An 11,861-nucleotide genomic window follows, 5' to 3' on the forward strand; every position below is an offset into this window, starting at 1 on the left:
GTTCTAGGTTCTAGGTTCTAGGTTCTAGGTTCTAGGTTCTAGGTTCTACAAAGCTAAACTTTTACCTTGAACCTTTCAACTTTAATCTTATTTCCAGCTTTTCATCTTGTGCCCTTTTACAGCATAGAAAAGAATGAATAAATAACAAGGTAACATTACGATATAAGCGCCCTGCTGGGCCGCGGCAGAATCCACACCACCACTTGCTAGACCCCAAAATAGAGGACCAAATGCCCCACCGGCGATGCCCATTACAAGCAGGCCAGAACCAACACTGGCTAATTTACCTAACCCAGACAACGCTAACGGCCATACCGCAGGCCATACAATAGCATTAGCAAATCCTAACACAGCTATCATCAATAGTGTATCTGGTAATTGCACTTCTAAACCAAGCGCTGTTGCGATCACAACTGAACTAGTATCGCTAAATACCACGGCAAGTGTTAATACACAGCCTAAAATTGCAGACACACTTAGCGCTGCTTGCTGCGAAATAACACGCGGAATAAGCACAATACCAACTATATAACCTAACACCATGCAGCTCATTGTATAAGAGGTCATGACACTATATTTTTCAATACCTAGCGACAATGCAAAAGTACCAATGGTATCGCCTGCAATCACCTCCACGGCTACATAAACGAATAATGCAACCACACCTAATGCTAGGCTTGGGTGAGAAAGTGCTTCTTTTACTTGTCCTTTAGCACCTTGCTCCTCATCATCAATAAGCTCTGGTAATGGCATTTTTGTCACTGCAAATGCCAATGCACCAATAAATAGCGCTAACCCTAAATAAGGATAAATTAAACTATTTGCCATTGAATCAATTTCAGCTTGTGATAAATCTTTACCAACAAGGCCAGTAAAATCGCTTAGAATTAACGCTGTAAATACGATTGGCGCAATTACGCCAGCGCCTTTATTCAATATCCCCATGATGCTGACACGTGCTGCGGCCGATTCCTCAGGCCCAATCCGAACAACATACGGGTTAACTGCAGTTTGCAACAAGGTTTGCCCTGCCCCCATAACCAACTGCGCAAATAAAAACAGCACAAATACTTGAGTTTTTGCAGCTGGAATAAATAATAAACCTGCCACCATCATGGTTGCCATACCGAGTGCCATGCCATTTTTATAACCGACTTTACGAATGATCATCGCCGACGGTACAGCAGTAAACGTCACCGCTATATAAAACGAGAATAAAATCAGTGAGGCTTGAAATGGACTCAGCTGTAATACTTGTTTTAAGTATGGCATTAGTGAACCATTTAACCAGGTTGCAAAACCTAGGATAAAAAATAAAGTGGCAACAATGGCCATGGGTATAAAATTACTTTGTTTATTTATTTTTGACACTGTGGCTTCCATAAAACTTCTTCTTATTGCGAGCTATCGTTATAATTATTTATTGCAATTAAGTTCAAAAAACTTAAATCGACGATTAGCGTTGCTGTATTTTATAACACCTTGGCGACATTTAAATGACAATGTCGAAACAAAAATGACAGCGCTGCCATAAAACTTTACGTTAATTACAGCCATATTACTAGTAACAATTTATTTTACAACGACACAAAAAAGGGCCTTTATGGCCCTTTCAAAACGTAATTAGTTACTAATATATTAATTTATATGAGTAATTCTGCTTTTTAGTTTGCTATCTAAGCTACTACGTAATGCTACAGACTGCTGTTCAGAAACACTGATCGGAGCTGTATATTGCTGCCAACTCGCGCCATTATCTAAACTATACTCGGTATTTAAATATGTAAATGGCGTATTAACCTCAAGCTGACCATTGTTAATCACGCCACCGGGTACCGGCAAATGTAAAGTTATGCCTGCATTGGCCAATTTATTAAGCTCTTTCAAACCAACTGCAGCAGAGAATTGTGCCCAGTCTTTTTCTTGGCTTTTACGATCAACCTGCTCGCCTTCCCATGGTGCTTTATGCCATGCACGCTCAGCGACAGACAGAATACGCGGGAATATCATTGCCAATACTTGATCTTCGGTTCGAATAGTTTCAGACCAAACTTGTCCTTGCATACCTAAGATGTTTTCTGGCTTTTCTAATTTTGGTAGTGGACGACCAACTAAAGCTTCAAGGTTATCTATCGGCTCCCGTGTTCGGGTGTAATCTGCATTTGCATACACATCGTCTGGCATATAATTAAATGCTTTTTTAGTATCGGTATAGCGAGTTGCCCAATAATACCCACGTTCTTCTGGGTGAGCTTCATAAGGATGGTCAAAGTATAAGTGTGTACCATGCGATAGAATCACTTGGTAGCCAGCATTGGCAAGGCGATAAGCTCTGTCTGCAACACCCCACTCCCAAATATTGTCCCAGACGTTTGCTGTAAAGGTTTTGTTTGGAAACTCGTCGCGCTTAAATGGGTTTGTTTGGTCATACATTAAACCATCTTCCCATGCGCCAGGCGAAATCCCGCGTTTTTCAAGTAACTTGGCCACACGTTGTGTAAAGTAAGGTTTAAGATCTGCGGCACCGGCAACACCATTATTTGGATCGGCAAACATTGCTTGGCATATTGGCGAGCCAACCCATGAACCGGCCCCTACTTCATCACCACCAAAGTGCAAGTTAGTCAATTGCACACCGGCTTCGCGGTACATTTGTTGTAATTCGTAGGTAACCTTATCTAAAAAGGCGTAGGTTGAATCCATACATACGTTCATCGAGTTATCTTTGTAGTTTTGCACCGTCATATAAACCGAGGTGTCTTTTGGATCACTCAATAAATACTGGGTTGCAGCACTGATATCTATCTGCTGAGTCTCTTTCCCCGCATTCTTTTTATTAACAAGCTTATTTTTGGCTACTCGTTGCGCCTCATCGGCAAGCTTATGATAACGTGCTTCCATTGCTTTAATTGATGCGCGAGCATGCCCCGGCCCTTCAATTTCTGGAATAATCTGAATATGGCGGTCTTTAGCAAACTTTAATAATTCAACAAACTCACTACGAGTTAAGTAACCATTACCTGAGCCCGATTTAAATGGTCCGGTTCCTAGCTGTGTTAACAGACATTCTTTTTCTTCAAGGTCAAAACAGCGATAACCACCAATATCAGTTAGCTCTGGTAATCCTGGAATTTCTAAGCGCCAACCTTCATCTTCTGAAAAGTGCCAATGTAGTTTATTCATTTTATAACGCGCCATTTGCTCAACTAATTTGAACATAGCGTCTTTGCCGTGGTAATTGCGGCCATTATCATAGTGCATGCCACGCCAGGTATAACGAGGGCTGTCTTCAATCTCAAGTTGTGGAATGTCTACAATACCTTGGCTATTTGCCGGGAGTAGATTAAGTAAGCTCTGCATGGCATAGAATACACCGGCATTATCACTCCCAACAATTTCAATACGATCGTCATCTATCTCAAGAGTGTAACTTTCTGATTTACCACCGGCCAACTGTGGATTTACTTTTAAGCTGATCAGTTTTTCTTTTGCTAGTTTGATGTGATCTGGCTGGGCTTTTAAGGTCAGGCCATAGTCATCTTGCAAATCTTGCATAAACACCATGACTTCGTTCTTTAACTGACCTTGGAAAGTGATCTGCCAGCTGCTATCAAGTGTTGCAGTACCGCGATTAAACTCTACTTTTTGTGGCTTTGGAATGATCCGCTTTAATGCGTCTTGTTGCGATACTTGACTTGTCGTTTGTTGATTACGCTCAAAACGCACTTGTGGGGTGACTAATACCGTTAAATCTTTTGGCTCGTTATAACGGCGCAGTTGATTTTCACGCTCAAACGGTGCAACAAACTGGGTCATATCTTCACTGTCAGTATTTGCAAAAATAGCCGGTTTATTATCACCAGAGACAAAAAAAGCACGTGGCATAAAGTCAGAATAAGCAACCACCCAAACTTGAGCGTCAAACTCAAGTACTAAGCTTTTACCTGAAGCTAACCCTGTAAAGTTTTTAGTTGGGGTAATGCGGTGTAAATCGCCATTTACGTGTTCAATATTTAAACCCGCAACTAGCTCAGTACTGATCTTACGAACTGAGTGAATATACAACTGCCAGTCACTTTCACCTGCAGGAAGTGCAACATCAGATTGGTTGTTTAGTGTAATTGTCCCTAAAAAACCAGCGGCTTTATTATGAAAGTTATCAACCACAGCAAATGTCAGGGTGGTTTCTTTGGCAAAGTTATTCACATCATTTTGCGAAAACTGCGCCTGCGCCATTAATGGCATTATCGCGATCAAACTTGCTAAAGTTCGCTTTTTAAAATCCATTGCTCTCTCCTCGTTGTATACCCTAAGACTACGCATTTCCCCCCACGTAATCTGTTATTTATTATTATTTATTCACCTCCATCATATAAAAGATAAAATGACAGCGCTATCATTAATTGAAAGAATAGGGAATAAGCGGTAAGCGGTAAGCGGTAAGCCAAAAATTTGAGCGTTGCAAATTATTATGTCAACACTTAAAAAGCACTCGGACAGCTTAAAACTTATAGCTTACCGCTCTAAAGCTAAATTTTCATACACACATATTTTTCTTCGAGGTACTCGTCGAGCCCTTGGTGGCCACCTTCGCGACCAAGACCTGACTGCTTAACCCCACCGAACGGTGCCACGGGGTTTGATATTAACCCTTCGTTAATACCTACCATGCCGTACTCTAACGCTTCGCTCACTCGGTATATTTGTTTCAAATCTTGGCTATAAAAATAAGCAGCTAAACCATAAGGCACATCGTTGGCCAGTGCTAAAACTTCAGGCTCTTCATCAAATACAATGATACTCACCACCGGGCCAAAAACTTCTTGATGGTAAATGTCCATCTCCGCAGTTACCCCATTTAAAATAAGCGGTGCTTGATAGTTACCACCAAGCTCAACATTATCACCTATTTGTACCGCACCTTTTGCTTTGGCATCTGCAACCAACTCTTGTACTTTTTGCTTAGCTTTAGGATAAATCAACGGCCCTATATCTGTTGCGTCATCAAGCCCATTACCGACTTTCAGTGCTGTAACTTTTTTAGCTAATTTATCAACAACTTGATCAAGCACGCTACGCTGTACAAAAATACGGTTAGCCGCGACGCAAGTTTGCCCGCCATTTCTAAATTTTGCCCCCATAAGTCCCGTTACCGCTTCATCCAAATCGGCATTATCAAAAATAATAAACGGCGCGTTACCACCAAGTTCCATTGAAGTACGCTTAATAGTAGGGGCACATTGTGCAAGTAATTGCTTACCTACGCCCGTTGAACCGGTAAAAGTGAACTTACGAACAAGTTCAGATTCAGTTAGTAACTCACCCACCATTTTAGCGTTTTCAGAGAGCAATACATTAAAAGCGCCTTTTTCAAAACCGGCTTGGTCAGCCAAATAAGCTAATGCTAAAGCACATAAAGGTGTATGTTCCGAAGGTTTTAGTACAAAGCTACACCCAGCGGCATAGGCTGGTGCAACTTTACGGGTAACCATAGCAATTGGAAAATTCCAAGGAGTTATGCCTGCAACCACGCCAATAGGCTGTTTAAAACTAGTTAAACGATGATTGTCATCAGTGGCGGGGATCACATCACCATAGCTACGTTTGGCTTGCTCTGCGAACCACTTAATAAACCCAGCCCCATATTCAACTTCACCAAGGGCTTCTTTTAATGGTTTACCTTGCTCTTTAGTCATTAATTCAGCAAGGGTTTGTTTATGCTGCATAACCAGTTCAAACCAACGCATTAATACATTACTACGCGTTGTGGCATTGGTGGCTTTGAGTTTAATAAATGCGCCGTGAGCGGCGTTGATGGCTTTATGAACCCCATCATCATCGATATCACTTACCATGATGATGCTTTGCTGTGTAGCGGGATCATCAACACTAAAGTGTTTTTCAGTGGAGTAAAACCCACCGTTAATGAAAGAGTCGTTAAATAGTAGATTATTCATAAAACCTCCAAAGCAATTATTACGGCATATAGCCAATGTTATGTTCACCACTGATAAGTGAAAGGTACGAGGTTAAAGGCAAAGACTAGCTCCACCTAAAATCTAACATCTCAATACAACCGCGCGGCATAAAGCCGCGCCTACGCAAATTCAAACATTGATGCCAAACCCGTAGCCGCGTGAGCGTAAATGAGAAGACATACCCTTCACTTATCTCTAAAGCACAGCACTCTCTTAACCTCTTTGTGAATAAATCACTTAAATCTTTCGCGGCTAAAGCAGGCTCCTACGCAAATTCAAACATTGATGCCAAACCCGTAGGCGCAAGTTTACCTCGCGCAATTTTCCACCTTTATAAACAAAAACACCGCGTTCAAATTGAGCGCGGTGTTTTCTTTAAAGCTTAAGGCTTACAACTTATAGCTGCGCTTTAAATCAATGCTCTTCATTAACGATATTGAGATTGTACTTCGGTATTTCAACTATTAAGTCTTCATCACGGATTATTGCTTGGCAACCTAGGCGTGATTCAGGCTCTAAACCCCATGCTTTATCTAGCATGTCGTCTTCAAGCTCGTCGCTTTCATCAAGTGAGTCAAAACCTTCACGAATAACTAAATGACAAGTGGTACACGCACATGACTTTTCACAAGCATGTGGAATACTGATACCGTTTTTAAGTGCAACATTAAGAACTGTTTCACCACTTGGTGCATCAATTGCAGCGCCGTCAGGACATAATTCCGGATGGGGAAGAAAAATAATTTGTGGCATTCTAACCTCTTTTAAACGTTGTCTACTGACTGCCCTTGCAGTGCTTTTTTGATCGATGCATCCATTCTTAACTCAGCAAATTTACTGCTGGCGTTATCAACTTTCTCAATGGCTGCTTTTATTTGATTTGGCTCGGTAGCTGTCTCACGAACTGTAACTAGCTTCGCTATTTCAGCGTTCAAGTTAGTTAATTCATGTTCAGCAAGTAAAGCACTGTCTGTTGCTAATGATGCATAAAGTGCTTCGATAACACGCAATGCTTCAACTTGTTGCTCTTTGAGCATACGCGCTTGCATATCATCTTTGGCATTAGTCATCGACTCTTTAAGCATATTAGCTACTTGGTCATCTGACAAACCAAACGATGGTTTAACCTGGATTTCAGCTTGTACGCCAGTTGATTTTTCCATTGCAGATACGCTAAGTAAGCCATCGGCATCGACTTTAAAGGTCACACGAATATGCGCCGCACCGGCTGCCATTGGTGGAATACCTTTTAAGCTAAATTTAGCCAATGAACGGCAATCATCAACTAGCTCTCGTTCACCTTGCAATACATGCAGAGACATTGCAGTTTGACCATCTTTAAAAGTGGTAAACTCTTGTGCTCGTGCTACAGGTATAGTGGTATTACGCGGAATAATCTTTTCCACTAAGCCGCCCATAGTCTCAAGGCCAAGCGACAGTGGTAATACATCAAGTAACAACATGTCTGAATCAGGTTTGTTGCCCACTAACACATCCGCTTGTAATGCTGCACCAAGTGCAACGACACGGTCCGGATCAATAGAGGTAAGCGGCTCTTTATTAAAAAATTCAGCGACTTGGTTGCGTACGATTGGCATACGGGTTGAACCGCCGACCATAACTACTTGCAGTACTTCGTCATTTGTAATGCCAGCATCTTTAACTGCACGGCGACACGAACGGAGTGTTTTTTTCACCAGCACCATGGCTAGTTCTTCAAACTTTTCGCGAGTGACTTCAACCGTGTATTTTTCATCATCAAACTCAAGACCAACATTCACTTTAGCATATTGGCTTAGTGCTTCTTTACAAGCTTTAGCTTTATTAATAAATAAGCGTAATACTGATGGAGATAGCGTCATCACACCGGTTTCACGTTTAAAATGATCCACTAATAATGAGTCAAAATCATCGCCACCTAGGCTTGAATCACCACCGGTTGCCAGTACTTCAAATACACCTTGGTTTAAACGCAAGATTGAAATATCAAAGGTACCGCCGCCTAAATCATAAACTGCGATAATGCCTTCTTGGCCTGAATCCAAGCCATAAGCAACTGCGGCTGCAGTTGGCTCGTTTAATAAACGCAGTACATTAATACCAGCAAGCTCTGCGGCATCTTTGGTGCTTTGGCGCTGTGCATCATCAAAATAAGCAGGTACTGTGATCACGGCACCTAAAATATCTTGCCCTGCAAAGCTTTCTTCGGCGCGTTGCTTTAATGCTTTTAAAATATCGCTTGATGCGGTGATTGGGCTGATGTTGCCAGCCGCGGTGGTAATCGCTAATGCGCCATCATGCTGACAAAAATCATACGGTAATTGGCCGTAGCTTTGCTCTATTTCAGCTTGAGTTTTACCTAAAAAACGTTTAACTGAAATTAAAGTATTCACAGGATCTTGTGTTGCAGCTTGAGCGGCAAGTTCGCCTACTGTTATACCATCAGCGGCGTAACGTACAACAGACGGTAACATGGCTGCGCCATTAACATCGGTTAATGTACGGGCTTCGCCACTTTGTACTGTCGCAACAAGTGAGTTGGTAGTACCAAGGTCAATACCAATTGCTAACTTATGTTCATGTGGTGCCGCGCTCTGCCCCGGCTCAGCAATCTGCAATAATGCCATAATGATCTTTAACTCTTGTTTGACTTACCAATGGTGCAGTAAGTTAGATAATTAATCGTCGAATAAACTGTCTTCAATACGCTCTAATTCATCTCGTAATTTATACACGAACTTTAATTTTCGAATGCTATCAGCGGCTAACTGCCATTGCTGCTCGTCATTACTTGCCAATTGCTCAGCAAGTTGCGCACTGTATTGAGTGTCTAGTTGTTTTATTTGCTTCTCGAACTGAGCAATCGCTGTGTCTGGATCATCGCTTGTGCTTAGCTCTTCAAGCTCTTCACGTAATTCCATTTGCTGCATTAAAAACAGTGGATCTTGTAGTGTTTGCTGCTCGGCACGAATATCAACACCCAATTCACTCAGCATGTATTCTGCGCGTTTTACCGGATGCTTTAAAATTTGTAAGGCATCATTAATTTCTGCGGTATTTTGTACGGCTAATAACTTATCACGGCTGCTGGCATTGGCATGGCGATCTGGGTGAACGGCACGCTGGAGTTCGAGGTAATTCTTAGTTACTTTTGCCAAATCTACATTGTAATCAACGGGTATCGCAAACAATTCAAAATAGCGCATAATTCCAACCATGCCAACAATCTATTGGCTTAAAATTCAGATAGAACAAAGCCCTACAGGTGCAGGGCTTAAGAGTACAATCACTTTATTGTTTATACTGTGAAACTTTCGCCACAACCACACTCATCAGCTTGATTTGGGTTAATAAATTTAAACCCTTCGTTCAAACCTTCTTTAGTGTAATCAAGCTCGGTGCCATCAATATAAACTAAGCTTTTAGCGTCGACGATTACTTTAACCCCTTTAGATTCAAATACTTCGTCGCCTTCAGATAACTCGTCAACAAACTCAAGAACATATGCAAGACCTGAACAGCCCGTCGTTTTAATGCCTACGCGCAGGCCTAAGCCTTTTCCGCGATTTGCTAAAAATGATTCTACGCGGTTTACTGCCGCTTCTGTCAATGTCACTGCCATGATTTATCTCTTACTTCGCTTGTTTACTTTTGTAATCTGCAATTGCTGCTTGAATTGCATCTTCAGCTAAAATTGAACAGTGAATTTTCACTGGAGGCAATTCAAGCTCAGCACTGATATCAGTGTTTTTGATCATTGCAGCTTCATCTAATGTCTTGCCTTTAACCCACTCTGTTACAAGTGACGATGAAGCAATTGCGCTACCACAACCGTATGTTTTGAATTTAGCATCTTCAATTATGCCTGCAGCTGATACTTTAATTTGCAGCTTCATTACGTCACCACATGCTGGTGCGCCAACCATACCCGTTGCTACTGATGGATCATTTTTGTCTAATACACCTACGTTACGTGGGTTTTCAACATGATCGATTACTTTATCACTATACGCCATAATTCTATCCTCATTACCTGCTAGTGGATGTGCTCGTCAATTAATGATGAGCCCATTCAACTGAATCTAAATCAACACCCTCTTGATGCATTTCCCAAAGAGGAGACATCTCACGTAAGCGACCGATAGAGTTTTTCATTAAATTGACGGTATAATCAATCTCTTCTTCGGTGGTAAAACGACCAATACTAAAACGAATTGAGCTGTGTGCTAATTCATCGTTGCGGCCAAGCGCACGTAATACATAAGAAGGCTCTAAACTTGCTGAAGTACAGGCAGAACCTGATGATACAGCAATATCTTTAACAGCCATCAATAACGACTCACCTTCAACAAAGTTAAAGCTGATGTTAATTATTCCTGGTACTGATTGGTCCGGCGTACCGTTAAAGTACACTTCATCCATATCAGCCATAATGCCATCAATTAAACGCTTACGAAGCGCGCTGATGTGAGCATGATCTTTTTCGAAATCTTGTTTGGCAATTCTAAATGCAGCACCCATACCAACCAACTGGTGAGTCGCTAGCGTACCAGAGCGCATTCCACGCTCATGACCACCACCATGCATTTGTGCTTCTAAACGAGCACGCGGTTTACGGCGAACATACAATGCACCGATACCTTTCGGGCCATATACTTTGTGCGCTGAGAAAGACATAAAATCAACTTTAAGCTGTTGCACGTCGATTAAAACTTTACCGGCACTTTGTGCAGCATCAACGTGGAACATGATTTTACGTTCGCGACACATTTCGCCAATAGTCGCGATATCTTGAATTACACCTAGCTCGTTGTTTACATGCATAATGCTCACTAACACTGTGTCATCGCGCATTGTGTCGGCTAATTTTTGTAAATCAAGTAGGCCGTTTTCTTCAACGTCCATATAGGTTACTTCAAACCCTTGACGCTCTAGCTCACGACAGGTGTCGATCACTGCTTTATGCTCAGTTTTAGCGGTAATAACGTGCTTACCTTTCTTTTTATAAAACTGTGCTGCGCCTTTAATTGCAAGGTTGTTTGATTCTGTCGCACCCGAAGTGAAAACGATTTCACGTGGGTCTGCGTTAATTAAATCTGCGATATCAGTACGAGCTTGATCAATCGCTTCTTCAGCTTGCCAACCAAAACGGTGTGAACGTGATGCAGGGTTACCAAAATTGCCATCCATTGTTAGGCATTGCATCATTTCTTTTGCTACACGCTCGTCAACTGGCGTGGTTGCTGCGTAATCTAAATAAATCGGTAACTTCATTTCTTTCTCCGCTGGACGCCAACTTATAGTTGGCAGCTTACTTGAATATTTTCCAATTGCTTGAGTGCATTATTAACGCTGTTATCTTGGCGAGATGAAACTTCCTTCACATCTGACTTTTCCACCAATTCAGCAAGGGTAATACCGTTTAAAAAGTCTTCTATTCTGGTACTTAGATCAGACCATAAGGTGTGAGTTAAACACCGCATACCGCTTTGACAGCCGCCCGTTGCACCATGGCATCGGGTTGCATCTATTGATTCATCAACGGCGTTGATCACATCACCAACCGAAATTGCATGCGTTTCTCGACCGAGTAAATAACCACCACCAGGTCCACGCACTGAGCTGACTAAACCACTTTTACGTAACCGGGCAAATAACTGCTCTAGATACGACAAAGAAATTTCTTGTCGTTCTGAAATATCAGCAAGGGGAACTGGCCCTACATTTGTATGTAGCGCAACATCCAGCATCGCTGTGACGGCATACCTGCCTTTTGATGTTAACTTCATGGAGCCCCCGCACTAAAGAGTGCAAATTTTAATTACCAGAGTAAAATAGTCAAGTATTAAATAAAGTCTAGGTTCTAGGTTCTAGGTTCTAGGT

The 11,861-nt window shown here is 41.9% G+C and carries 10 protein-coding genes; all 10 read right to left on the bottom strand.

The window, feature by feature from the left end:
* Positions 1–87 precede the first annotated feature (87 nt).
* Entirely contained in the window at positions 88–1,383 is a 1,296-nt protein-coding gene (gene nagP, locus H5232_RS20430) for an N-acetylglucosamine MFS transporter NagP (RefSeq protein ID WP_182831417.1), read from the bottom strand.
* Positions 1,384–1,638: 255 nt separating this feature from the next.
* Positions 1,639–4,287, bottom strand: a complete 2,649-nt coding sequence (locus H5232_RS20435; protein ID WP_182740923.1) for a family 20 glycosylhydrolase — start codon at positions 4,285–4,287, stop codon at positions 1,639–1,641.
* A 242-nt stretch (positions 4,288–4,529) separates the two neighbouring features.
* A complete protein-coding gene (locus H5232_RS20440; protein ID WP_182740888.1) occupies positions 4,530–5,957 on the bottom strand; it encodes an NAD-dependent succinate-semialdehyde dehydrogenase in 1,428 nt (475 codons plus the stop codon).
* Positions 5,958–6,392: 435 nt separating this feature from the next.
* Positions 6,393–6,731, bottom strand: coding sequence for an ISC system 2Fe-2S type ferredoxin (gene fdx, locus H5232_RS20445; RefSeq protein WP_145236547.1), 339 nt, complete (start codon positions 6,729–6,731; stop codon positions 6,393–6,395).
* 11 nt (positions 6,732–6,742) lie between these two features.
* Entirely contained in the window at positions 6,743–8,605 is a 1,863-nt protein-coding gene (hscA, locus tag H5232_RS20450) for a Fe-S protein assembly chaperone HscA (RefSeq protein ID WP_145236544.1), read from the bottom strand.
* A gap of 51 nt (positions 8,606–8,656) precedes the next feature.
* On the bottom strand, positions 8,657–9,184 hold the full coding sequence (gene hscB, locus H5232_RS20455; RefSeq protein WP_182719621.1) for a co-chaperone HscB: 528 nt from the start codon (positions 9,182–9,184) through the stop codon (positions 8,657–8,659).
* Between the two features lie 92 nt (positions 9,185–9,276).
* On the bottom strand, positions 9,277–9,600 hold the full coding sequence (gene iscA, locus H5232_RS20460) for an iron-sulfur cluster assembly protein IscA (RefSeq protein WP_145236536.1): 324 nt from the start codon (positions 9,598–9,600) through the stop codon (positions 9,277–9,279).
* A 10-nt stretch (positions 9,601–9,610) separates the two neighbouring features.
* A complete protein-coding gene (gene iscU / locus H5232_RS20465; RefSeq protein ID WP_145236533.1) occupies positions 9,611–9,994 on the bottom strand; it encodes a Fe-S cluster assembly scaffold IscU in 384 nt (127 codons plus the stop codon).
* A 40-nt stretch (positions 9,995–10,034) separates the two neighbouring features.
* Complete coding sequence (locus H5232_RS20470; RefSeq protein ID WP_149980538.1) at positions 10,035–11,252, bottom strand: IscS subfamily cysteine desulfurase; 1,218 nt, start codon at positions 11,250–11,252, stop codon at positions 10,035–10,037.
* Positions 11,253–11,275: 23 nt separating this feature from the next.
* Entirely contained in the window at positions 11,276–11,767 is a 492-nt protein-coding gene (gene iscR, locus H5232_RS20475) for a Fe-S cluster assembly transcriptional regulator IscR (protein WP_145236527.1), read from the bottom strand.
* Positions 11,768–11,861: the final 94 nt, after the last annotated feature.

The sequence above is a fragment of the Pseudoalteromonas sp. SG41-5 genome (assembly GCF_014164495.1).
GTDB lineage: Bacteria > Pseudomonadota > Gammaproteobacteria > Enterobacterales > Alteromonadaceae > Pseudoalteromonas > Pseudoalteromonas rhizosphaerae.